Annotated in this window: 19 protein-coding genes; 10 read left to right on the top strand and 9 right to left on the bottom strand. The window is 59.4% G+C overall.

All coding sequences use genetic code 11. The features are described 5' to 3' along the window. Positions 1-52: 52 nt before the first annotated feature. Complete coding sequence (locus LRL22_RS11490) at positions 53-250, bottom strand: DUF4250 domain-containing protein (protein WP_005333612.1); 198 nt, start codon at positions 248-250, stop codon at positions 53-55. A 230-nt stretch (positions 251-480) separates the two neighbouring features. On the opposite strand from LRL22_RS11490, the gene LRL22_RS11495 reads away from it, so the two are divergent. Both LRL22_RS11495 and LRL22_RS11500 read left to right on the top strand, forming a co-directional pair. Continuing rightward, a complete protein-coding gene (locus LRL22_RS11495) occupies positions 481-966 on the top strand; it encodes a cell division inhibitor (RefSeq protein WP_216962328.1) in 486 nt (161 codons plus the stop codon). A gap of 412 nt (positions 967-1,378) precedes the next feature. Continuing rightward, on the top strand, positions 1,379-1,813 hold the full coding sequence (locus LRL22_RS11500) for a YcgN family cysteine cluster protein (RefSeq protein ID WP_005352569.1): 435 nt from the start codon (positions 1,379-1,381) through the stop codon (positions 1,811-1,813). A 540-nt stretch (positions 1,814-2,353) separates the two neighbouring features. On the opposite strand, the gene pflB is transcribed toward LRL22_RS11500, so the two are convergent. From pflB to LRL22_RS11520, 4 genes are all read right to left on the bottom strand, one after another. After that, entirely contained in the window at positions 2,354-4,636 is a 2,283-nt protein-coding gene (gene pflB, locus LRL22_RS11505) for a formate C-acetyltransferase (RefSeq protein WP_005352571.1), read from the bottom strand. 46 nt (positions 4,637-4,682) lie between these two features. Beyond that, complete coding sequence (focA, locus tag LRL22_RS11510) at positions 4,683-5,531, bottom strand: formate transporter FocA (protein ID WP_005333620.1); 849 nt, start codon at positions 5,529-5,531, stop codon at positions 4,683-4,685. Positions 5,532-5,912: 381 nt separating this feature from the next. After that, complete coding sequence (gene ycaO, locus LRL22_RS11515; RefSeq protein ID WP_123172916.1) at positions 5,913-7,673, bottom strand: 30S ribosomal protein S12 methylthiotransferase accessory factor YcaO; 1,761 nt, start codon at positions 7,671-7,673, stop codon at positions 5,913-5,915. A 193-nt stretch (positions 7,674-7,866) separates the two neighbouring features. After that, positions 7,867-9,300 carry a glycoside hydrolase family 1 protein gene (locus tag LRL22_RS11520; protein ID WP_058058735.1) on the bottom strand — a complete coding sequence of 478 codons (1,434 nt, stop codon included), beginning with the start codon at positions 9,298-9,300 and terminating at the stop codon, positions 7,867-7,869. Positions 9,301-9,466: 166 nt separating this feature from the next. On the opposite strand from LRL22_RS11520, the gene LRL22_RS11525 reads away from it, so the two are divergent. Next, positions 9,467-10,330 (top strand): LysR family transcriptional regulator, encoded by an 864-nt coding sequence (locus LRL22_RS11525; RefSeq protein WP_021231364.1) that lies wholly within the window; start codon positions 9,467-9,469, stop codon positions 10,328-10,330. 36 nt (positions 10,331-10,366) lie between these two features. On the opposite strand, the gene LRL22_RS11530 is transcribed toward LRL22_RS11525, so the two are convergent. Further along, a complete protein-coding gene (locus tag LRL22_RS11530) occupies positions 10,367-11,074 on the bottom strand; it encodes a substrate-binding periplasmic protein (RefSeq protein WP_410489649.1) in 708 nt (235 codons plus the stop codon). A 218-nt stretch (positions 11,075-11,292) separates the two neighbouring features. After that, positions 11,293-13,557: a 5-methyltetrahydropteroyltriglutamate--homocysteine S-methyltransferase gene (metE, locus tag LRL22_RS11535; RefSeq protein ID WP_270905432.1), complete on the bottom strand. Its 2,265-nt coding sequence runs from the start codon at positions 13,555-13,557 to the stop codon at positions 11,293-11,295. Between the two features lie 276 nt (positions 13,558-13,833). On the opposite strand from metE, the gene LRL22_RS11540 reads away from it, so the two are divergent. Beyond that, the gene (locus LRL22_RS11540) at positions 13,834-14,742 is read left to right on the top strand and encodes a LysR substrate-binding domain-containing protein (protein ID WP_270905433.1); all 909 of its coding nucleotides are present in this window, start codon (positions 13,834-13,836) and stop codon (positions 14,740-14,742) included. 6 nt (positions 14,743-14,748) lie between these two features. Here the strand turns inward: LRL22_RS11540 and LRL22_RS11545 are convergent, their stop codons facing one another. Continuing rightward, positions 14,749-15,684: a LysR substrate-binding domain-containing protein gene (locus LRL22_RS11545; RefSeq protein WP_270905434.1), complete on the bottom strand. Its 936-nt coding sequence runs from the start codon at positions 15,682-15,684 to the stop codon at positions 14,749-14,751. Positions 15,685-15,876: 192 nt separating this feature from the next. Here LRL22_RS11545 and LRL22_RS11550 point away from each other — a divergent pair, with 192 nt between their 5' ends. The 4 genes from LRL22_RS11550 to LRL22_RS11565 all read left to right on the top strand — a co-directional run bounded on the left by LRL22_RS11550 (position 15,877) and on the right by LRL22_RS11565 (position 19,832). Then, complete coding sequence (locus LRL22_RS11550; RefSeq protein WP_270905435.1) at positions 15,877-16,614, top strand: isochorismatase family protein; 738 nt, start codon at positions 15,877-15,879, stop codon at positions 16,612-16,614. Between the two features lie 59 nt (positions 16,615-16,673). After that, on the top strand, positions 16,674-17,573 hold the full coding sequence (locus tag LRL22_RS11555) for a pirin family protein (RefSeq protein WP_270905436.1): 900 nt from the start codon (positions 16,674-16,676) through the stop codon (positions 17,571-17,573). Further along, complete coding sequence (locus LRL22_RS11560) at positions 17,570-18,829, top strand: MFS transporter (protein WP_270905437.1); 1,260 nt, start codon at positions 17,570-17,572, stop codon at positions 18,827-18,829. Before LRL22_RS11555 ends, LRL22_RS11560 begins: the two co-directional genes overlap by 4 nt. Before the next feature lie 100 nt (positions 18,830-18,929). Further along, a complete protein-coding gene (locus LRL22_RS11565) occupies positions 18,930-19,832 on the top strand; it encodes a LysR family transcriptional regulator (protein ID WP_005352600.1) in 903 nt (300 codons plus the stop codon). Between the two features lie 124 nt (positions 19,833-19,956). Here the strand turns inward: LRL22_RS11565 and LRL22_RS11570 are convergent, their stop codons facing one another. After that, a complete protein-coding gene (locus tag LRL22_RS11570) occupies positions 19,957-20,847 on the bottom strand; it encodes a LysR family transcriptional regulator (protein ID WP_042052878.1) in 891 nt (296 codons plus the stop codon). Positions 20,848-20,948: 101 nt separating this feature from the next. Here LRL22_RS11570 and LRL22_RS11575 point away from each other — a divergent pair, with 101 nt between their 5' ends. Both LRL22_RS11575 and LRL22_RS11580 read left to right on the top strand, forming a co-directional pair. Continuing rightward, a complete protein-coding gene (locus LRL22_RS11575; RefSeq protein ID WP_120414102.1) occupies positions 20,949-21,587 on the top strand; it encodes an NAD(P)-dependent oxidoreductase in 639 nt (212 codons plus the stop codon). 429 nt (positions 21,588-22,016) lie between these two features. Continuing rightward, on the top strand, positions 22,017-23,060 hold the full coding sequence (locus tag LRL22_RS11580; protein WP_270905438.1) for an isopenicillin N synthase family dioxygenase: 1,044 nt from the start codon (positions 22,017-22,019) through the stop codon (positions 23,058-23,060). Positions 23,061-23,114 lie beyond the last annotated feature (54 nt).

Raw genomic sequence — 23,114 nt, forward strand, 5'->3', positions numbered from 1 at the left:
TTTCAATGTGCCTGAAAAATTACCGTATAAATATGAAGCTATCATTGCACCCTTAAAGATGTGCTTTGAACTGATTGCTCAATGGATCGTAATGGTACCCAATCTGATCCAGACGTCCTGCCAACTGCTCTTCACTCATATCGTAATAGGCCAGCAACTCCTCCAACCCGTCGCACTCAAGCCTTAGCTTCTCATTGATGATGCCCAGCAAGATGTTGGCATCAAGACGTTGCAAGGTACTGATATCCATGGCGGCACCTCCTGTAAATGACCTGTATAACCATGGGCGGTTACGCAAGGTTTGTCCATAGTACGAAAAACACCCAGCCAGCTTTATATTAAATAGTGTTTAAAAACATAACCTTACTAACGACACATGCCAACACCATCACATTTTTCAGCAAAAACACCTTGTCACTGCCACAGGATAGAAATACTGTATGCACATACAGCTTGGATATTCATACAGGAACCCCATATATGAACCAGCCCCTGCACTCACTGCCCTTTGCGATGAATCGTGTCATGAGCAAGCCCTGGCCAACCAGAACCGCCTGCAAAGCGGAGTTGGCTCATTATGGTGTGACTATCCAGTCTGATGATCAGTTTCTGAGCGAGCTGACCAAGCTTGGGGAGGCTCATACCGGCTGGATCTTGTTGATCGCCCCGCCGGGACGCCCCACAGTCAGCCGTCTGGAAGAGCGAGGTATCGATCCCAGGAGAGTGCTGGTGGTACATAGCCCCAAAATCAAGAACTGGCAGCAAACCCTGGAGCGCAGTCTGGGCAATGGTCACTGCGCCGCCGTATTTACCTGGCTACCCGAGCAGATCGAGCTGGATCACGTCAAGCTACAGCGACTGGGACAGCAATCTGGCGTACTCACCCGCTTCTTTGGCGCGAAACGGACTAACCTCGACACACCTCTGCTGGCCTATTCAGAGCAAGATATCTATCTCAATCATTAAGACAAAAAACGAACGCCTACGCAGGCTCTCCCGCGAGTCGCAGCGACAGAAGGGCGCAAACAATATGTGACCAGCGGCTTTATTTGAAAGACAAGCGTGCAACAGCCTGACGGTAGGCATCGGAGATCATTTGACCCTGCTTGCTGCAAGCAGACAAACATCAAAAGATGTAACGGATCAAGAAGCAGAAAATAAAACCTGAACTGGACAATCATGCAGCCCAAGTATTCAAACCTGTGGGACTTCCTGCCCACCAGCGAACCCGTTTGAGCAATATGATGAGGCTGAAAGTCATTGCATTCATTTGAGCTGATCACGACAAATTTCCCCCCGGAGTGACCCTCTCCTTGAAATACCGGGTAACAAGGGGTATAACCACGCGTTTTATCAGGTGTAATAAGTGAGCGGTATGATGCAAGCCCCCTTTTGGCAGACCAAGAGTCTGCAGCAGATGACTGAATCCGAATGGGAATCCCTCTGCGATGGTTGCGGAAAATGCTGCCTCAACAAGCTGATCGATGAAGATACCGACGAACTGGTTTTCACCAATGTCGCCTGCAATTTGCTTAACACCAAGACCTGTCAGTGCTCTGATTACGCCAATCGTTTCAAAAAAGAGCCTGACTGTCTGCAGATCACCCATGACAAGATCGCCGAATATGACTGGCTCCCCTCAACCTGCGCATATCGCCTGCTGTCTGAAGGTGACGCTCTGCCAGAGTGGCATCCTCTGCTGACCGGCAGTCGTTCCGCGATGCATCAGGCTGGTCAATCCGTCCGTGGCAAAGTCATTCACGAGGATCAGGCGGGTGAATGGATCGATCACATCATCACCTGGGCCAGCTGACACGCTCAACCCGCTATTCTCCAGAGGCAAGGGCTGCACAATGTGCAGCCCTTGTTGTTTCTGCAAGCAGGGTTTGTAGCTTCACACATATCTGGCTGGCTAAACCAGACCCCCACCCAACTGCACATTGAGAGAGATAGAGGCAGAGGCAGAGGCAGAGGCAGAGGCAGAGGCAGAGGCAGAGGCAGAGGCAGAGAATGATTCCATAGTCACAGGCTTATGGGTATTGCTTGATACCTGCGATGGCGCCTCTGTTCACCCCTTAAACCTGATCAGCTGTTCCACGAGCCATAGCAACACTGATGCAATGGCAGGCAAAGCAACCGCCTATCCCCTTAGAGCGCGAATAAAGCATAATCGCATTACAGACGGGGCCTAGGTCAATCCTGGTGAGCCCCTCCAATCCTCTTCGAATACCCAGTAACAACTGTTGTGGTTGCAATGGAACTGGAGGCGATTCACAGGGGATGATTACTCCCCCTGAATCGCACGCATAAAAAACCGGCGCCTTGGCGCCGGTTTTTGCTCACTATGTCTCGATTACAGAGAAGCAGTGAAGGTACGGGTGATGACGTCTTGCTGTTGCTCTTTGGTCAAAGAGTTGAAGCGAACGGCATAACCGGATACGCGGATGGTCAACTGCGGATATTTCTCCGGGTTTTCCATGGCGTCCAGCAGCATTTCACGGTTCATCACGTTAACGTTCAGGTGCTGACCACCCTCTACGTTGGATTCGTGGTGGAAGTAACCGTCCATCAGGCCAGCCAGGTTGGCTTTCTGGGCTTCCATATCTTTACCCAGTGCGTTCGGAACGATGGAGAAGGTATAGGAGATACCATCTTTAGCGTAAGCGAACGGCAGCTTGGCTACGGAAGTCAGGGAAGCAACAGCACCCTTCTGGTCACGACCGTGCATCGGGTTGGCACCCGGGCCGAACGGAGCACCAGCACGACGGCCATCCGGGGTGTTACCGGTCTTCTTGCCATATACCACGTTGGAGGTGATGGTCAGAACAGACTGGGTAGCAACAGCACCACGGTAGGTGTTCAGCTTCTGAATCTTCTTCATGAAGCGCTCAACCAGGTCACAGGCGATATCATCGACGCGAGCGTCGTTGTTACCGAACTGCGGGTATTCGCCTTCGATTTCGAAGTCGATGGCAACGCCATCTTCGTCACGAATCGGCTTGACCTTGGCGTACTTGATGGCAGACAGGGAGTCAGCGGCTACAGACAGACCAGCGATACCACACGCCATGGTGCGATATACGTCACGGTCGTGCAGCGCCATCAGAGAGGCTTCGTAGCTGTACTTGTCGTGCATGTAGTGGATGATGTTCAGCGCAGCAACGTATTGCTTGGCCAGCCAATCCATGAAGTGGTCCAGACGATCCATTACGTCGTTGTAGTCGAGGTACTCGGACTTGACCATCTCGGTTTTCGGACCGACCTGGATCTTGAGCTTCTCGTCCATACCACCGTTGATTGCATACAGCATGGTCTTGGCCAGGTTGGCACGAGCACCGAAGAACTGCATCTGCTTGCCAACGATCATCGGGGATACACAGCAAGCGATGGCGTAGTCATCGTTGTTGAAATCCGGACGCATCAGATCGTCGTTCTCGTACTGAACGGAAGAGGTCTCGATGGATACCTTGGCACAGTACTTCTTGAAACCGACCGGCAGCTTCTCGGACCACAGGATGGTCAGGTTCGGCTCAGGGGACGGGCCCATGGTGTACAGGGTGTTCAGCATACGGAAGCTGTTCTTGGTGACCAGAGTACGGCCATCAACGCCCATACCAGCCAGGGTCTCGGTCGCCCACATCGGGTCGCCGGAGAACAGTGAATCGTATTCCGGAGTACGCAGGAAGCGAACCATACGCAGCTTCATGACCATGTGGTCCATCAGCTCCTGGGCTTCTTGCTCGGTGATCAGGCCTTTTTGCAGGTCACGCTCGATGTAGATATCCAGGAAGCTGGAGGTACGACCGAAGGACATGGCAGCACCGTTCTGGGACTTGACTGCCGCCAGGTAGGCGAAGTAGGTCCACTGTACGGCTTCTTTGGCGTTCTTGGCCGGTACGGAGATATCGCAACCGTACTTGGCAGCCATCACCTTCATCTGTGCCAGGGCACGGTGCTGCTCGGAGATCTCTTCGCGCAGACGGATGGTGGCTTCCAGGTTGACGCCGTTTTCCAGGTCAGCTTGCAGGGACTTGAACTGGGCCAGTTTGTCGGCCATCAGGAAGTCAACACCGTACAGAGCAACACGACGGTAGTCACCGATGATACGGCCACGGCCGTAGGCATCCGGCAGACCGGTGATAACACCAGACTTGCGGCAGTTCAGGATGTCTTTGGTGTAAACGTCAAACACGCCCTGGTTGTGAGTCTTGCGGTATTCGGTGAAGATCTTCTCGACCATCGGGTCCAGTTGACGACCGTACACTTCGCAAGAAGTTTTAACCATCTTGATACCGCCGTTGGCGATGATGGCGCGCTTCAGCGGCTTGTCAGTCTGCAGACCAACGATCTGCTCCAGGCTCTGATCGATATAACCGGCATCGTGTGCGGTAATGGTGGAGGGCAGGTCAGTATCAAAATCAACCGGCGCATGAGTGCGGTTTTCGATTTTGATCCCTTCCATGACCTTGTCCCACAGCTTGGTGGTCGCTTCGGTCGCGCCAGCCAGGAAGGACTCGTCACCTTCATACGGGGTGTAGTTCTTCTGGATGAAGTCACGGGTGTTGACAGAGGTCTGCCATTCACCGGCCGCGAAGCCTTCCCATGCTTTTTGGAACTGTTCGTTAAGTTCTGCCATTTTTCATTACCTCACACGGTATTGATGTAGTATCCCGCAATCATCCTTAATGATGACGACGGAAGATAAACCAGTAAGTCAGACCAACCATCACGCCACCACCGATGATATTGCCGATGGTCACGGGGATGAGGTTGTGTAGGACGAAGTTGGATACGGTCAGGTCAGCAAAGGTTGCCGGATCCTGGCCGATGGCCTGCCAAAATTCCGGACTAGCCACGCTGTGGATAGCGATACCAACCGGAATCATAAACATGTTTGCGATGCTGTGCTCGAAACCTGAGGCAACGAACATGGCAACCGGCAGCAGCATAACCACTACCTTGTCAGTCGCGCTGCGGGCACCAAAGGCCATCCATGCAGCAAGACATACCATCAGGTTACAGAGGATACCCAGCGCCACCGCTTCGAAGAAGGTGTGGTGAATTTTGTGTTGGGCCACTTTGAGGGCGTTAAGGCCCCACTGACCGTCTGCTGCCGTGTACTCGGCAGAAACGATGATCAGCGCCACCATCAGCAGACCGCCAATCAGGTTACCGAAGTAGACCAGACCCCAATTCTTGAGCAGCTGAGCCCAGCTGATGCGATTGGCAGCCTTGGCCACCAGTGTCAGGGTGGTGGAGGTGAACAGCTCGGCACCGAGCAGCACACAGAGAATAAGTCCGAGAGAGAAGCAGAGACCGCCAACCAGCTTGGCCATACCCCAAGGCATGGAACCGGTTCCGGTCGTCACTGTGATGTAGAAGATAAATGCGATGGCGATGAAAGCGCCTGCGGTAATGGCCAGTGGAATGACCTTGTATGCCGGCTTGGTAGCCTTGGCATAGGTGATGTCTTCAGCCAGTGCAGCGATGGCTTCGGGCTTGAGACAATCGAATGGAGATTCAGCTTTCAATTATTTTCTACCTGAATGTTTTGCCTGTTGAAATCATAACAAAGGGCCAAATAGCCAAAATTGACATTGATCAAGTTTATCAGAGTGCGAATGTAATTTTACTACAAATATTTTAGTGCGATGGCTACGCCACTTTACACCAGGTATCAGCTGAAACAGAAATATCACATTTTTAATGCAATGATTTTAAAGAATTTATTTTCAATCATGGAAATATGGTATTGGCAAGATATCTTTGCAGATCGACAGCACATCCCCTGCCCTGCCATCAACCCCCTTAGGGGTATTTTTTGTTTTTTATTTCATCTTTGAATAACTATCCCGTGCCTTGCCGCACGATAAACAGAAGGGGCCACACGGCCCCTTCCTTTACAGCAACGATCACGCCCAGTGATGGGCTCGCTTGGCCTTCTGCAGCTTCTCGTAGGCCGCCAGCAGCTTCTGGTGCAGTGGGAACTGGGAGAGCGACAGATCGGCCGCCTCCAGCCCGTGGAAGCGTGCTTCGCCAGTGGCGTTGGCCCATGCCTGTGCCAGCGTCTCTTCACCATACATGCGAGTGAAGACGGCGCGATACTGCTCCGGATCCCGCTCCTCGTCGAGGAACAACTCGACGCAGGCACGCAGGGCGCGGTAGTAGCTGGCACGCTCGGCAGTAAACACCGACTGGTTGAACTCCATGGTCCAGTCGATGAGATCCAGTGCGGTCTCCAGCTCACCGGCGGCCAGCGCCAGCATGGCTTTCAGCTCGCCAACGCGCAGGGTGTGCAGCGCGGTCCCCTTGGCAGCGGCGATGCCCAGCAGCTCGCGTACACGGGTACGCTCGTCGTGCCCCTCTTCATCCAGTTGATCAAAAAACGCCATGTACTGCTCGGCATCCCAATCAAGTGATGGCAGTGCCAGGATCACTTCGCGCAGGTTGGCGCCCATATTGTTGTTGGCCAGCAACAGATCTTCGGCCGGATAGATGTCGGACATGCCGGGCACCAGAATGCGGCAGGCGTAGACACCCAGATGCTCGTAGTCGGCGATATAGACCGGCTGCTCCAGCTCATGGAAGATGCCGATCAGGTGATCGAACTCCTCCTGCGAGGTACCGCGGAAGTCCCAGTCGGCAAACTCGAAGTCCGCATCCTGCTTGAACAGATCCCAGCTGATGAGGCCAGAAGAGTCGATGAAGTGGGTCTCGAGGTTGTGGTGATCCGCCACCTGCTCGTTGTCGAATGACGGCGGCACAAACACGTCGAGATCCTTGAGACCGCGGCCCTGCAGCAACTCGGTGACGGTCCGCTCGAAGGCCACTTCGAAGCGCGGGTGGGCGCCGAAGGAGGCAAAGCAGGTACCGTTGCTCGGGTTGAGCAGCACCACACAGATGACCGGATAGCGGCCACCGAGGGAAGCATCGAAGCTGTAAATGGGGAAGCCTTCCGCTTCGAGGGCGGCGATGGAGGCGGCAATCCCCGGATAACGGGCAATCACCTCGTCCGGGATCAGCGGCAAGCTGATGGCCTCGGCGATGATCTTGTTTTTCACGTGGCGCTCGAACACCTCGGAGAGCGCCTGGGTGCGCGCTTCGGTCTTGGTGTTGCCAGCGCTCATGCCGTTGGAGACATAGAGGTTGCCGATGATGTTCATCGGGATGTAGACGGTCTCGTGATCGGACTGACGCTCGAACGGCAGGGCGACGATACCGCGCTCCTCGTTGTTTGACTGCAGATCCACCAGCATGTCGGCGGTCACTTCACCGTCCGGGTTGTAGAACTTGCGGGTGAAGCTGTCGAGCAGACCGGCCGGGAACTGGTCACCCTCGATGGGGAACCACTTTTCGTTCGGGTAGTGAACGAAATCACCGTTGGCAACCTGCTCGCCCAGATAGAAGTCGGCGAAGAAGTAGTTGGTGGAGAGACGCTCGAAATATTCGCCAAGGGCGGAAGCGAGGGCCGCCTTCTTGCTGGCACCCTTGCCGTTGGTAAAGCAGAGGGGGCACTCTTTGTCCCGAATATGCACCGACCAGACGTTCGGCACAGGGTTGAGCCAGGAGGCCTCTTCGATATCAAACCCTAAGGCTTGCAGCTTGGTCTGGAAGCGTTCGATGGAGTCTTCCAGCGCCGCGTCCTTGCCGGGAATAAAAGTGTGGTCAGTCATCACGATATCCTGATTTTTATTGGCTCATGTTCGGCCGCAGATAATAGCAGGGGTCGGCGGCTTTGGCAGGACAAAAATCAGCAAACAGGGATGAATCGCACGTTGAGAAACCGGCTTATCCCCGCTCCCCCGCCACAAACAGCGCGGGCCCGGGGATTGCCCGGGCCCGCTGGTTACGCGACGCGATAAACCGTCAGAGCTGCTTGCCCTGGCTCGCAATCACCTGGCTGTACCAGTGGAAGCTCGCCTTCTTGATCCGGCGAAGGGAGCCCCCCTGCTCGTCACGATCCACATAGACGAAGCCGTAGCGCTTCTGGTAGCCGTTGAGCCAGCTCAGGATGTCGGTGAACGACCAGGCGCAGTAGCCGAGCAATTCCACCCCATCCTGCATCGCCTCCTGGCACGCCTTGACGTGGCTGCGCAGGTAATCGATGCGATACTCATCGTTCACCTTGTCGCCCGCCTCCAGCTTGTCGAACTCGCCAAGGCCGTTCTCGGTGATCATCAGCGGCAGACCATAGCGGGAAGAGAGGCGACGCAACGCGATGCGCATCCCGGTCGGGTCGATGGCCCAGTCCCAGTTGCTGGTCTCAAGGTGCGGATTGGGCGCCGTCTTGTAGAGGCCGGGGATGCCGCTGGACGGTGTAGTGCCCTTCTTGCCGGTGGTGTTGATCCGCTGCAGGGTCTGACCGCCCAAGGGGTTATCTGTGTAGGTCAGGGTGTAGTAGTAGTTGACGCCAATGTAGTCGGGCGTCCCCTCGCGCAGCAACTCCATATCGCCCGGCAGGATCTCCGGCGCCTCGCCGTTTTCCCGCAAGTAAGCGAGCGCCGCCTGCGGATAGCGGCCAAAGCAGTAGGCATCCAGCCACCAGAGGTTGTTGAACTCCTCGGCGTTCTCGTAGGCCAGCATATCTTTCGGGTCGCACGACGCCGGATAGGCAGGGGAGTAGGCAAAGCTCGGGCCGATGAGGCCATTTGGCACATGCTGGCGAAACGCCTTGATCACCCGGGCGTTGGCCAGAAAGGCGATATGGTTGGCGGCAAAGAAGCGCTTGCGATCCTGCACAGCGGGCGGATGGGTGCCGAGCTGATAGGCGTTGGTCAGGTTGTAGTTCTGCTCGTTGAGAGAGACCCAGTACTTCACCTTGCCGGCAAAACGCTGATAGAGGGTCACGCAGTAGCGCTCGAAATCCTCGATAATGCGTCGGTCTTCCCAGCCGCCGTACTCATCCTGCAGCGCCTGCGGCAGATCCCAGTGATAAAGGGTCAGCACCGGTTCGATCTGGTGGGCCAAGAGGGTGTCGATCAGCTTCTCGTAGAAGGCCAGCCCCGCCTCGTTCACCTCCCCCCGACCGGTGGGATAGATGCGCGGCCAGCTCACCGAGAAGCGGTAAGCCTTGAGCCCCATCTCGGCCATCAGCGCCACGTCCTCTTCCATGCGGTGGTAGTGATCCACCGCCACATCGCCGTTGCTCCCCTCAAAGGTCTTGCCCGGCAGCTTGGTGAAGAGATCCCACACCGAGGGCCCCTTGCCATCGGCATTCCAGCCTCCCTCCACCTGATAGGCGGCGGAGGCGGCGCCCCACAGAAAATCGCTCGGGAAGTCGTTGAACTTGTGGTGATGCATCTGGTGTTGCTCCTTCTGCGCTGATGGTGTCAGCCATCTCTGATAACCCGGCGCCCCGTGCCGGGGCATCCGAAATGAATTGGCATAAGCATCCATCACTTCTAAAATTCCGTCCAATGACAAATTTGACCACTCAACATTCCCAACAGGAATGAAAGGAGCCCTGATGGAGCTACGGGATCTGAAAGCTTTCGTCACTCTGGGGGAAGTGCTGCACTTCGGCCAAGCAGCGGTACGTCAGCATGTTACCCAGTCGGCCCTGAGCAAACAGATAAGGCGGCTTGAGGAGGAGCTGGGCGGCGAGCTGTTCGAGCGCAACGCCAGTACCACTCGCCTCACCGGACTGGGCAGGGCGCTGTATGAGGATGCCCGCGCTGTGGTCATCCAGAGCGAGCAGCTCTCGCGCACCGCCCGCGACGTGCTGGCGGGCAATGTCGGCACCCTGCGCATCGGCTTTGGCGTGGCCACCAAGATCCTGGTGCCCGCCGCCATCGCCCGCTTTCGCGCCGAGCGGCCGCAAGTGACTATCGAGCTCAACGATCTCTCCACCCACCACCAGCTGCTGGCGCTCAGTGAAGGCAAGCTGGATCTCGGTTTTTGCCGCCTGCCCGCCCCCAAGGGGTGGCACGCCCTGCCGGTGGTCGAAGCCCACTTTGTCGCCGTACTACCCGCCAGCTACCGCGATGTGAGGGAGTTGGCGGATCTGGTGGACAAGCCTCTGGCGATCCTGCGTCGGGACAAGGCCCCGTCGTTTTACGATCACCTGATGAACTATCTGGCCCAGAGCGGGCTGCGTTTTCGCGATATCCAGTACGTCAACGACTTCGCCGCAGGCGTCGCCACCGCGGCGGCAGAGATCGCCTGGACCCTGGTCCCCTCCTCCACCACCATAGAGCACCCGGATGTACTCACCCTCCCCCTTAGAGATGGGGAAGCCTGCTGGACCATTGGCCTTATCCGTCCGCCCCACAGCAAGGGGCCCTTGATCGATGCCTTCTGGGCAACCATCGCCGATATGACGCCAAGATAGACACGCCGTTGGCAAACCGCAGATGGCAGCCGCGCATCAACGATAGCGTTCGACGATACGCGCCAACTCGCCGCTTTGTCGCAGCTGTTGCAGGGCACTGTTGAACTCGGTTATCCGGGTATTGAAGCGGGAGTGTTTGCCGATGCAGAGGTTAAACGGTGTCGACTCAAGCACGAGTGGCACCTCAACCACCTGATTGGCCAGCCCCAGCTTGTTGAGTTTGAAGCGTGCGACCAGTGGGTCTGTCACCATCAGATCCCCCCGACCCGCAGCCAGCATTTTGAAGACGTTATCAACATTGATGGTCTGATGAACGGTGAAGCTGGCCAGATTCTCCTTGCCCCAGCCGTTACCGAAATAGTCGAGAAAGGTGAACGCCCTGAGATCGCCCAGATGTTTGGCTTGCAGGAACTCCTGCATATGGGGATGAGCACGCGGCGTAAATATCGTCAGAGTCGTCGTGGTGACCGGCTCTTCCACAACCAGGGTATAGCTGCGCCGCTCCCGGGTGGCGATGGTTACAAAACCATCGGCCTGCGCCAGACGCACCATTTTTTGCGCCCGTTGCCACGGATAGCCTTCGTGGTGCACCCGCAGCCCCATCTGCGCTGCCACCCGATCCATCACATCGATCATCAGCCCGCGCATCTTGCCCTGTTCATCACGCCACGAATATGGGGCAAAGTCGTCAAAATAGACCAGCTTCAACTCGGCCGCTGGCGCCGCCCAGACACTCTGCCACATCAGCAATCCCCACAGGATTGCGATCCTCATACCAACACCCATGGCCGCGACTCCATCCACTCCTGCCACCTCTGAGCCTAGTGCAAAGCGGGCTGCGGCAAGGTTCAGGATCTAGTGGAAAAAGTGGCCAACGAAAAAAAAGAGAGGAAGCAGTGGCTTCCCCTCTCTCGTTCGTTTGTCAGCACACCACCTTATCGATGGCGGTCACGGCTTGCCGGTTACGCCAGCTCGGCCCGCAGCGCCCTGGTGGCATCGACCATCACCTTGAGGGCGGCTTCTGTCTCTTCCCAGCCGCGGGTCTTGAGGCCGCAATCCGGGTTGACCCAGAGCCGCTCGGCCGGGATCTGTTTGGCCGCCTTGCGCAGCAACCCCTCAATCCAGCTCTGGCTAGGCACGTTTGGCGAATGGATATCGTAGACGCCGGGGCCTATCTCGTTGGGGTAGTTGAAGCGCTCGAACGCTTCGAGCAGCTGCATCTGGCTGCGGCTCGTCTCGATGGTGATCACATCCGCATCCAGCGCCGCCACCGCCTCGATGATGAGGTTGAAGTCGCTGTAACACATGTGAGTGTGGATCTGGGTGCTATCCGCCACCGGACTGGCACTCAGACGGAAGGCCCGCACTGCCCAGTCGAGATAAGCCTGATGATCCTGCTTGCGCAGGGGCAAGCCTTCACGGATCGCCGGTTCGTCGATCTGGATGATCTTGATGCCGGCGGCTTCCAGGTCTGCCACCTCGTCGCGAATGGCCAGCCCGATTTGCAGGGCAGATTGCTCGCGGCTCACGTCTTCCCGCGGGAAGGACCAGCAGAGGATGGTCACAGGGCCAGTCAGCATCCCCTTCACCGGCTTGTCGGTCAGGCTCTGGGCAAATCGGGTCCATTCGAGCGTCATGGGAGTCGGGCGGTCAATATCGCGGGTGATCACCGGCGGCTTGACGCAGCGGGAGCCATAGCTCTGTACCCAACCGAAGCGGGTGATGGCAAAGCCATCCAGCAGCTCACCGAAATACTCCACCATGTCGTTGCGCTCAGCCTCACCATGTACCAACACATCCAGCCCGATGGCCTCCTGACGCGCGATGGCATCGCGGATCTCGGCCTTAATGCCAGCCTCGTAGGCACTGTCATCGATGCGACCGGAGCGCCAATCCTGCCGCAACACCCGGATCTGGGAGGTCTGCGGGAAGGAGCCGATGGTGGTGGTGGGCAGCAGCGGCAGCTTGAGATCCGAGCGCTGCAGCTCGGCCCTGACCGGATAGGGACTGTGGCGATCAAAATCGCTGTTGGTGAGGCTGGCGAGCCGTGACTGCACCGCTTTTTTGTGCACCCGGCTGTCGGACTCCCGATCCACGATGGGCTGGCTGTAGGCGGTGATTTTGTCGAGCTCGCCCCCATCCAGATACTCTCTGAGCAGTCCCAACTCGAAACATTTTTGCAAGGCGAAGGCGAACCAGCTGCGGGTCTGGGGATCCAGCTCCTGCTCCAGAGTCAAATCCACCGGGCTATGCAGCAATGAGCAGGATGAGGCCACCCAGAGCCGCTCGCCGAGTTTGGCTTTCAGTGCCTTCAGAGTCGGCGCCAGCTTGGCCAGATTGGCACGCCAGACGTTGCGGCCGTTGATCACCCCGGCTGAGATGACCCACTGGGCGGGCAGATGCGGCAACAGGGTCTCCAGCTGCTCGGGGGCGGCCACCAGATCCAGATGCAGGCCATCTACCTTGAGGCTGGTGATGATGTCGCGCTGATGGGCCACCGAGCCGAAATAGGTGGTGAGCAACAGCTTGCAGGGGCCGCTCAAGCGCTCGTAGGCGTTGAGGTAGGCCAGCCGCCACTCGTCCGGCAAGTCCAGCGTCAGCGCAGGTTCATCGATCTGTACCCACTCCACTCCCTGGGCGGCCAACTTGGCCAGGATCTCCTGATAGACGATGAGCAGGCGATCGAGCAGTTCAAGGCGGGAGAAGCCGCTCTCTTTCTCCTTGCCGAGCCACAGATAAGAGACCGGTCCCAGCAGCACCGCCTTGACCGGCAGCCCCAGTGCTTTGGCCTCTTCTACCTCGTCAAACAGCTGGCTCCAGCCCAGCTTGAAGCGCTGATCACGGCTGAATTCCGGCACCAGATAGTGATAGTTGGTGTTGAACCATTTGGTCATCTCGGCGGCGGCCGCCGCTGGGCCGGTCGGCGCACGGCCCCGGGCCACCCGGAACAGGGTGTCGAGATCGGTCTCGCCATGGCGGTGACGGGCAGGCACCGCATCCACCAGCAGGCTGGTACCGAGCACCTGATCGTACCAGGCAAAGTCACCCACCGGCAGCAGATTGACCCCGGCGCCGTGCTGGGCCTGCCAGTGGCGCTCACGCAGCGTCTTGCCCACGGCAACAAGTTCGGCCTGAGTGGTCTCGCCACGCCAGTAGGATTCGAGGGCAAATTTCAGCTCGCGCTTGGCGCCGATACGGGGGAAGCCCAGGGTGTGTGCTCGTGTCATAGGTTCATTTCCTTATGCTCATTCATCTGATGGGAAACTGGATGATTTAGCCATCCAGATGTTTACACATCCAAAATGACAAGATAAGGTGACGCTGGCTATTGAATCCTCTTCAAGTGGCTCTCAAATAATCCTCAACTGACCGCCAGTCAGGTTCACCGCGAGGATACAGAGGCCGATTTTTACAGGTGCAAGAGGTGCCGGAGTCAAGAAGCGCAGCAGGCCACCGCCGACCGCAACCTCAGCGCCATACGCAATCTCACAAGGAGCCATCTTATGGCAGTGCCAAGCAATGCAGGGATAGAGATCAAACACTTGAAAACATTGACCGCGCTGGCCGAGCAGGGCTCGCTGGCCGGTGCGGCGCTGACCCTCAACCTCACCCAGTCCGCCCTCTCCCACCAGCTCAAAGAGCTGGAGACCCGCCTCAATCTGGAGCTTTACCTGCGCAAAAGCCGCCCGCTGGTGCTGACCGCGGCAGGCAGCCAGCTGCTCGCCCTTGCCCGTCAGGTACTGCCCGCCCTGGCCCAAACCGAGAAACAGCTGCAGGCCTTGCAGAGCGGCGATGCGGGAAGGCTGCATTTGGCGCTCGATTGCCACAGTTGCATCCAGTGGCTGCTGCCGCTGTTGCCCGATTTTCGCCGCCAGTGGCCCGGGGTGGATCTGGAGGTGGAGTCAGTGCCGGGCTTTGATGCCATCAATGCCCTGCTCGGCGGCCAGCTCGATCTGCTGCTCACCTCCGATGTGCAGGCCCGCGGCGATCTCCACTTCGAGCCGCTTTTTGCCTTCGATCTGACTCTGGTGATGGCGCCGTATCACCCCCTCTGCCACCAGAGCCGCATCGAGCCGGTCGATCTGGAGCCGGAGGTGCTGCTGGTCTATCCGGTGGAGCGCAGCCGCATGGATATCTTCAGCCGCTTTTTGCAACCCGCCGGGGTGGAGCCCGCCCGCTGCAAGCCGGTGGACAACACTTCTGTGATGCTGCAGATGGCCGCCGCAGGGCTCGGGGTCGCCGCCTTGCCGCGCTGGGCCAGCGAGGAGTTTGTCAGACAGGGGATGCTCTGCGCCCGTCCCCTCGGCAGCGGTATTCGTCGCCATATGTACGGCGCGGTGCGGGCCGCCGATCGGGATCAAGCCTGCCTGCAGAGCCTGTTCGAGCGCATTCGCCGCAAGATGGAGGGATAGCCCTCCTCAGCGTGGCTGACCGACCTCTGCCAGCAGTGCAGGCAACTGCACCTTGATAAAGTCGATGAGGGCCCTGACCGCCGGTGACAGACCGCGCCGCACGGGATAGAGCATCACCAGCTTGCCATCTTTGGGACGCCACTCGGGCAGCAGTTGTTGCAGCCGCCCATCCGCCAACTCACTCACGCAGGCGTAAAGTGGCAAGCCCACCATCCCGAGCCCCGCCAGCGCCGCCTGTTTGAGGGTTTGCACATTGTCGCTGCGCAGCAGCACATTGACCGCCACCTCCTCACTCTCCCCACTGTCGTGCCGCAGCCGCAGCAGATCGGCCTGACGCTCCAGCGAGCTGAAAAGTAGGGCATCCTCTCCTTCCAGCTGCCGTGGATGCGCCAGCGCATTGTGGCGCGAGAGCCACGCCGGGGTCGCCAGCACACCCCACTGCACCGTGCAGAGCGGCACCTGCACCAGACTGGAGGGGGGCTGCTCGAAGGCCACCCCGCGGATCACCACATCCAGCCCCTCCTCCAGCAGATCCACCTGCCGATTGCTGGCTTGCACGGCGAGCCTCACCTTGGGGTATTGCGCCATAAAAGCGGGCAGCAAGCGGGCAAGCAGCGCATCGGCAATGGTAATGGGCACGCTGATGCGCACCAGACCGCTCGGCTCCTGCTGCCGTTGCCGCACAGCCGCCTCTCCGGCCTGCGCTTCGGCCAGCATCGCCTGACAGTGGCGATAGAGCACCTCACCGGCATCGGTCAGGCTGAGCTGGCGCGAGGTACGTTGCAGCAGCCGGGTATCCAGCCGCTCCTCCAGCAGCCGGATACGGCGCGAGATCCGCGACTTGGGCACGCCAAGCGCACGCGCGGCGGCAGTGAATCCCTGTCGCTGCACCACATGGGTGAAGAGATAGAGATCATTCAAATCAAGTTCCAGTGGTGTCATCGGGCAGCCTTGGTCAGGGTGAGGTGCATTCACATCGTTCCACCAATAGAACGATAAGAACCTATTTCACCAGATTGTCGCCATTTTTGCAGCCATCATAATGGCCCTGTCCCCATCAGACGGTTGCTGCGCGGGCAATCCGCCCCACCAGCAAGGGCCGTTTGACTGTTCCGATATCACAAGGAATTCACCATGAAACTGCGACAAATCTGCTCTGCCACCCTGCTCGGTCTGGCGACCCTGACCGCCACGCTAGCCACCACAGCGACACCGGCCATGGCCGCCGAGGCTGCCAGCCATCCGACCGTATCACCCAACCGCTATCTGGAGATGCTCTCCCGAGACAATACGGTACTGCTGCTGGTCGACCATCAGGTCGGCTTGCTGAGCGGCGTGCGCGATACCACGGTGGGCGAGCTCAAGCACAACGTGGTGGCGCTGGCCAACGCCGCCCGCGCCCTCGGCGTGCCGGTGATCGTGACCGCTACCATGCCCGATGGCATGTGGGGCCCCACCATGCCTGAACTGACCAGTGCCCTGCCGGATGTGAAGGTGATCAACCGCACCGTCATCAACGCCTGGGACGATCCTGCCGTGCGCGCCGCCATTGAGAAGACCGGCCGCAAACAACTGATCATCGCCGGGGTATCCCTCGAGATCTGCGCCAGCTTCCCGGCCCTCTCTGCCAAGGCTGCCGGCTATGATGCCCGGGTGGTGCTCGATGCCTCCGGCACCTTCAACGAAGCCAAGCGCACCACTGGGCTGCAACGCTTGCTGGGGGCCGGTATCCCGGTCACCGACTACGCCTCCGCCGCGGTCGAGATGCTGCGCAGCAACGTCGATCCCAAGGCGCACGATGTCTACAGCGCCCTCGACATGCCTTTCGCCACCCTGGTGTGGCAGATGCAAGAGGGTGCCAAGAAGTCGTAACTCGCCCCGCCTTCGGTCAGATGACCGAAGGCATCTTTTGTCTTCAAGAGGTTATATCGATGACCAGACGCCTGACTCTCTCCGCCCCCGTCAAGGGCCAACCGCTGCGCATTGGCAGCGGCTTTGAAGCCAGCCATTTTGGCGAACACTTTTTCAACGGTCTGATAGACCCCGTGGTGATGGTGGATCACTTCCAGATGACCGCCCCCACCTTCGAGCCCCATCCCCACGCCGGGATCTCTGCCGTCACCTATCTGTTCGAGGATTCGACGAGCCCCCACGTCAACTACGACTCTCTCGGCAATCAGGGCCCCATCGAACCGGGAGCGCTCCATTGGCTGGCGGCCGGACGCGGGGCCGTGCATACCGAACAGCCGGAGGGGGCATCGCCCTACGTCCACGCCCTGCAGATCTTCGTCAACCTGCCTGCCCGTCAAAAGATGATGTCGCCTTTTGCCGTCCACGCAGCCGCTGCCACCATCCCCGAGTTTCATGGCGAAGGGGTGCAAGTACGGGTGGTCGCAGGCCACAGCAACGGGATAACGGCACCACACTCGGTAGAACTACCCCAACCCTTTACCCTGCTCGATGGCCATTGCGCGCCCGGCAGCCGCTTCACCCATCTGCTGGCGGCAGGCTGGAATGCCATGATCTATCCCCTGACCGGATCGCTGACCCTGCTGGCGGAGGGAGAGCGGCACCTCATCCCGGCAGGTCACGGGATGGGGGTAAGCCTCCCTGCCGATGGCGGCGAGGCGGTGGCACTGCAACTTGAGGCCACCGAGCCCTGCCACTTCGTGCTGCTCTCAGGCCAGGCGCTCAATGAACCCCTGGTCAAACATGGCCCCTTCGTCATGAACAGCCACGACGCCATTGCAAATCGGCTGCATGCCTATCAGCGCGGCGAATTTGGTCAGCTCAACGATGAGTGGCTGCGCAACGGCCAATATCGGCCATGAGCACGCTCGCTGGCCACCAGCCACAAAGCACGCGCTGGCCTCTGGTCTTCCTCGCCATTTTTGCCGGTGCCAGCGGCGCCCTCTGCCTTGGCAAAGTGCCCGCCGTACTCGGCATACTGCGCAGCGAGCTGGGGCTGACACTGGTCGAAGCCAGCTATCTCGCCTCGGCTTTCAATACGCTGGCTATCCTCTTCAGCCTCTTTCTCGGCCTGTTGCTGACCCGCTGGAGTGGGCGGCAAACCGGGGTTGTCGGGCTACTGGTTATCGTGGCAGGCGGGGCGTTGGCACTGCCCGCCACCGGGCTGGCCATGATGCTGCTGTCGCGCATTGTCGAGGGGATTGGCTTTTTGCTGGTCTCGGTGGCCATGCCCGCCTTTATCATGGCGGTGACCCGGGAGGAGGATAAGCGACTGGCCTTGAGCCTGTGGGCGGTCAACCTGCCCCTCGGGGCGGCGGCGGGCATGCTGCTCACCCCCTGGCTCACGGCGCAAGGTGGCTGGCGACTGGCCTGGCTGATCCTGATGATCCCGCAACTCTCTGCCCTGCTGCTTCTGCTCGCCAGTCGCTCGGCAGATAAACTGCGGGTCTGGGCATCCCAAAACTCGATCAACTCGGGCCACCCGCTGCGCCAGCTCACGGTGCTCCGGCAGAAGGCACTCTGGCGCTACGGGTTGGCGTTCACGCTCTACAGCCTGATGCTCTGGGCGCTCTTTGTCTGGCTGCCAACCATGTTGCAAGGCAGCCCCGGAATTGGCCAAAGCCAGATCGCCCTGCTTTCGGCGCTGGCGGTGGTCGCCAATATTCCCGGCAACCTGATGGGGGCATGGCTGCTGCGCAGGGGCGTAGCGCGAGATCGGCTCATCAGCTGGGCACTGGGTCTGATGGCGCTGTGCGGCATTCTCGCCTTCTGGCCCGGCCTGTCGCCGTGGTGGGCCTATGGATTGTGCCTCGTCCTCTCCCTTTCGGGTGGCATGGCGCCGCCGGCGATCCTCTCGTCCGCGCAGGGAGTGAGTCAGGGGCCGGTGCAACTGGCCATCGTGCAGGGCTTTTTTGTCCAGCTCGCCAACTTCGGTCAGCTGCTTGGCCCCCTATTGCTGGCGGCCCTGATGACGGACAACGGCCATTGGGGAAGCGCTCGCTGGCTCTTTCTGGGCGGCTTGCTGCTGGTCGCGCTACTCTATGCCGCGGACCACCTGCCGGGCTCAAGCATGGCTGCAAAACAGGCTCGATCGCATTCGCGGCAAGATGAAAGGTGACGAATAGAGAGGGAAACATCACAGTTATCGCAGGGAATGCTGGCCGGACAAGAGGCTGTTCAGTATGTTAACTGTTTAATCTTGCTTAACGGTAGCCACCATGTCTCAAGTCGATCTCAATCTCTTTCGCGTCCTCGATGCGGTGATCCGCTATGGTGGTGTCACCACGGCCGCCGAGATGATGGAGATGACCCCCTCGGCCATCAGCCAAGCCATCAGCCGCCTGACCACCCTGGTGGGCGAACCGCTGTTTGTCCGCCAGGGACGCGGCATCACCCCCACGGCGCGAGCGCTCAGTCTGCACCACGAGATCATGGTGCCGCTGCACGACATGGAGCGCAGCCTGCAGCGCACCGATCTCTTTGATCCCCAGACCAGTCGGCGCACCTTTCGCATCGCGGGGGTGCCCGATATCGATATCTTCTTCCTGCCGGAGCTCAACAACCTGCTGCAGACCCAAGCCCCCAACTGTCAGCTGGAGTGGAACACCCAGGTGCAGGACGAAGCCCTGCGCCAGAACAGCCTCTATCTGCACAGCGTGGATCTGGTGCTGGCCACCAAGCCGATGGCGGAGCAGGGGATCGAAAACGAGCAGATCATGTCCCAGGCCCTGCGCATCGCCTGCCGCAAGGATCACCCCAGGATCCGCCAGGCCCCCGACATGGCCACCTTCTTCAACGAAAAGCACGTGGTATTGCAAACCAGGCGGCTCGACAGCTTGCTGCTCAACACCCTGACCAAGGCGCCGCTGCCGCCGCGCCAGATTGCCTACGAGAGCGACTCCCTGCTCACCGCCCTTCATCTGGTGAGTCGTACCGACTGGCTCTGCGTCGCCAGCCAGTGGCACATGGAGAAGCTGGGGCAAGCGCTGGATCTGGCCAGCTATCCCCTCCCCTGGCTCTCGGAGGATTGCCCCGTCTACATGAGTTGGCACAAGAGCTCCGGTCAGGATACCGGGCTTAATTGGCTCAAAGATCAGGTGCGGGCCGTCAGTTCGTTTTAAGTATGCTTAACAGTCAAGCATGCCCATCTCCTCATCCGGGCTATCGATCTTGTCGACAAACCGCCTTATGGATAATCCCCCTTCAGGATAATCGGGCGCCTTTTCTCAACCATTAAGGCGCAGCTCATGACGACATCGTCGTGCCGAAATAGCTGCGCAGCGCCTCCACCACCCGTCGCACCTTCTCCGGGATCTCCCGCTGCGGCGTGATGGCGTGGATCTCCATCGGCTGCACCCGAAAACCGGGCAGCAGTTCGAGCAGACGCCCCTGAGCCAGATCCTCGCCAATTTCTCCCTCCGGTTGCAGCGAGATCCCCTGCCCTGCCAGCGCAAACTGGCGCAGGGGCAACACGTTGTTGCAGAGCACCTTGGCCTTGAACCTCACCCTGTGTTCGCCACCCTTTTCATCCTGCAGCAGCAAACCGTTGCCCAGCATGTCGCCGCAGAGCCAGTCGTGAGTCGCCAGATCGTCGGGCATGCGCGGCGTCCCCTTGCGCGCCAGATAGGCGGGGGCGGCGCAGAGCAGCATCCGGGTCTGGCCCAGCTTGCGGGCCACCAGGGTCGAGTCAGGCAAGGTGCCGACCCGCAGCGCCACGTCGATCCGCTCGGCAATGAGATCCCGTTTCTCGTCGTCGGCGATGATCTGGATGGTGAGGCCGGGGTGGGCCTGCAGCAGCGGTGAGAGGGCCAGCGCCAGCGGCTGGCCCGCCATCCCCACCGGGGCGGTGATCCGCACTTCCCCGAGCAGGGCGTCGCGCACCTCCGAGAGGCGCAGCTCGGTTTCGCTCAGAGTCTGCTGCAACGCCCGACACCCTTGCCACACCACCTCTCCCGCCTCGGTCAGACTGAGACGACGGGTGGAGCGATGGAGCAGGGGCAGTCCGAGCAGGCTTTCGAGCTGACTGATATGCTGACTGACGGCGGAGGGGGTCATGCCAAGGGATTTGGCCGCCCCTGTCATGCTGCCCGCTTCCACCACGGCGGCGAAGATGGCGTAACGTCTGAGCTGTTCCATTATTAAATCCAGCTTATAAGTGAATGCATTTTTGAGGTGATTATTAAATCATAAATGGCGGCGTAGGATAGCCCCATTCCAACAGTGAAGGAGAGTTCCCCATGAAGATTGCCCTGATCGGTGCCAGTGGTTTTGTCGGTTCAGCCATCCTGAACGAGGCCATCAGCCGCGGCCATCACGTCACCGCCATCGTCCGCGATGTCAGCAAGGTGGCCGCCCATCCGCAGGTCACCGCCGTGGCGGTGGATGCCCAAAACCCGCAGGCATTGGCCGAGGTGCTCAAGGGGCACGATCGGGTGATCAGCGCCTACAACCCGGGCTGGACCACACCGGATATCTACGACCAGTACCTCAAGGGCGCCAACGCGATCGTCGCAGCAGCCAAAGCGGCCAACAGCTGGCTGCTGGTAGTAGGTGGCGCCGGCAGTCTGGAGGTTGCCCCCGGCGTGCAACTGGTGGATACCCCTGAGTTTCCGGCCGAGTGGAAACAGGGGGCGCTGGCGGCCCGCGACGGTCTCACCGCCCTGCGTCGTGAAACTACCCTCGACTGGCGCTTTGTCTCTCCCCCGGTGTTCCTCGAACCGGGCGAGAAGCGCGGCGGCTATCGGATTGGTGGCGATCAGGTGCTCTTTAGTGGCGAACAGCCTACCGGGATCACCGCCGGTGATCTGGCCGACGGTGTGCTGAACGAGGTGGAAAAACCGGCTCACCAGCGCCAGCGCTTTACCCTGGGTTACTGAGAGCCAGCAATCGGTTAAGGCCAGAATACGCGGTCACTCGCCTGTGCTTTCGGTCAGGTGAAAAACCGCTCAACCAGAAGGGAGGCATCCGCCTCCCTTCTGTTTTGGTCATTTTTGCTGCTGGCAGCTTGCCTCTGGTTATCACTCTCCCCCTCATCGTTGCCCCTTTACCCCACAATGGCTGCGCAAAAAACCTTCAGCCCATCAGGCACCGAATTCCATTTCGAATTTTGTATATAACTAAGAATAATTTGTTGTTTACGTCTTATAACACCGAACAGTAGCATCCCCTTTATCCCAGATGGCGCCACACCGCAGCGCACACCGCCACACTGTCGCGCCATCCCGTTTGCCGCTCATCAGACCTGCCCGCACCAGAGGCAGCAGAAGAGATGGCGCCAGAGATAACGAAAGAGTGAGGAGGTGCACATGGAACATTCACCACTGCCGATCATCGATCTGGCTGCCCTCAACGGGGCACCCGAGGTGCGTAGCCCTATGTTGGCCAGGCTGGCCTCGGCCGCCCGCGATGTGGGCTTTTTCTATCTGGTCGGCCACGGCTTGAGCAAGGTTGAGATGCTAGAGACTCTGGCGCTGGCAGAGCGCTTCTTTGCTCTGCCGGAGCAGGAGAAGCTGGCGGTGCAGATGGTCAACAGCCCCCACTTTCGCGGCTACAACCGGGTCGGTGCCGAGCTGACCCGCCAGCGACCGGATCTGCGGGAGCAGTTCGATATCATGAATGAGGCGCAAGCCCTGCCTGCGGCCCTGATCCGTGAACCCTGGCAGCGGCTGATCGGCCCCAACCAGTGGCCGACTACTCTGCCAGAGATGAAAGCCCATCTGCTGGCGTGGCAAGATCGGCTGAGCGATATCACCCTCACCCTGCTGGCCGCTTTTGCCGAGGTGCTGGAGCAACCGGCCAACGTGTTTGACGACAGCATCCGCGGCGCCCCCTACCAGCACATGAAGCTGATTCATTACCCGGGGCAAGAGGCGGGCGGCAGCAGTCAGGGGGTCGGCGCCCACAAGGATCCCGGCTACCTGACGCTGGTGATGCAGGACAATAATTCGGGGCTTGAGGTCGAGACGGCCAACGGCTGGATCTCCGCGCCCCCCCTGCCGGGTGCGCTGGTGGTCAATATCGGCGAGCTGCTTGAGCTGGCCTCCAACGGCTATCTCAAGGCGACCCTGCATCGGGTGGTGAGCCCGCCGCCCGGCGTATCGCGCCTCTCCTGCGCCTTCTTTATGGCGGCGCGGCTCGATGCCACCGTGCCACTGCTCAGCCTCTCCCCCGAGCTGGCAGCACAGGCGCAAGGGCCGGAGAGTGACCCGACCAATCCGCTCTTCTATCAGGTGGGGGAGAACGTGCTGAAAGGGCGGCTGCGCTCCCACCCGGATGTGGCGGCGCGGCACTATGGGCCGGTGGAACCAACTCGCCTCCCGCGCACTGAAAGCGAAGCGATAACGGCCTAAGCAGCGTAAAGATCCCTAGGCGGGTATATGCATAAGCCACAAGCCGCATGCACA

This window comes from Aeromonas sp. PI_26, from assembly GCF_027854445.1.
GTDB classification, from domain to species: Bacteria; Pseudomonadota; Gammaproteobacteria; order Enterobacterales; family Aeromonadaceae; genus Aeromonas; species Aeromonas veronii.

What these genes read in the sequence shown, in the direction of transcription:
- LRL22_RS11490 (WP_005333612.1), bottom strand. Translation starts at nt 250, where the DNA reads ATGGATATCAGTACCTTGCAACGTCTTGATGCCAACATCTTGCTGGGC.
- LRL22_RS11495 (WP_216962328.1), top strand. Translation starts at nt 481, where the DNA reads ATGAACCAGCCCCTGCACTCACTGCCCTTTGCGATGAATCGTGTCATG.
- LRL22_RS11500 (WP_005352569.1), top strand. Translation starts at nt 1,379, where the DNA reads ATGCAAGCCCCCTTTTGGCAGACCAAGAGTCTGCAGCAGATGACTGAA.
- pflB (WP_005352571.1), bottom strand. Translation starts at nt 4,636, where the DNA reads ATGGCAGAACTTAACGAACAGTTCCAAAAAGCATGGGAAGGCTTCGCG.
- ycaO (WP_123172916.1), bottom strand. Translation starts at nt 7,673, where the DNA reads ATGACTGACCACACTTTTATTCCCGGCAAGGACGCGGCGCTGGAAGAC.
- LRL22_RS11520 (WP_058058735.1), bottom strand. Translation starts at nt 9,300, where the DNA reads ATGCATCACCACAAGTTCAACGACTTCCCGAGCGATTTTCTGTGGGGC.
- LRL22_RS11525 (WP_021231364.1), top strand. Translation starts at nt 9,467, where the DNA reads ATGGAGCTACGGGATCTGAAAGCTTTCGTCACTCTGGGGGAAGTGCTG.
- LRL22_RS11530 (WP_410489649.1), bottom strand. Translation starts at nt 11,074, where the DNA reads ATGTGGCAGAGTGTCTGGGCGGCGCCAGCGGCCGAGTTGAAGCTGGTC.
- metE (WP_270905432.1), bottom strand. Translation starts at nt 13,557, where the DNA reads ATGACACGAGCACACACCCTGGGCTTCCCCCGTATCGGCGCCAAGCGC.
- LRL22_RS11540 (WP_270905433.1), top strand. Translation starts at nt 13,834, where the DNA reads ATGGCAGTGCCAAGCAATGCAGGGATAGAGATCAAACACTTGAAAACA.
- LRL22_RS11545 (WP_270905434.1), bottom strand. Translation starts at nt 15,684, where the DNA reads ATGACACCACTGGAACTTGATTTGAATGATCTCTATCTCTTCACCCAT.
- LRL22_RS11550 (WP_270905435.1), top strand. Translation starts at nt 15,877, where the DNA reads ATGAAACTGCGACAAATCTGCTCTGCCACCCTGCTCGGTCTGGCGACC.
- LRL22_RS11555 (WP_270905436.1), top strand. Translation starts at nt 16,674, where the DNA reads ATGACCAGACGCCTGACTCTCTCCGCCCCCGTCAAGGGCCAACCGCTG.
- LRL22_RS11560 (WP_270905437.1), top strand. Translation starts at nt 17,570, where the DNA reads ATGAGCACGCTCGCTGGCCACCAGCCACAAAGCACGCGCTGGCCTCTG.
- LRL22_RS11565 (WP_005352600.1), top strand. Translation starts at nt 18,930, where the DNA reads ATGTCTCAAGTCGATCTCAATCTCTTTCGCGTCCTCGATGCGGTGATC.
- LRL22_RS11570 (WP_042052878.1), bottom strand. Translation starts at nt 20,847, where the DNA reads ATGGAACAGCTCAGACGTTACGCCATCTTCGCCGCCGTGGTGGAAGCG.
- LRL22_RS11575 (WP_120414102.1), top strand. Translation starts at nt 20,949, where the DNA reads ATGAAGATTGCCCTGATCGGTGCCAGTGGTTTTGTCGGTTCAGCCATC.
- LRL22_RS11580 (WP_270905438.1), top strand. Translation starts at nt 22,017, where the DNA reads ATGGAACATTCACCACTGCCGATCATCGATCTGGCTGCCCTCAACGGG.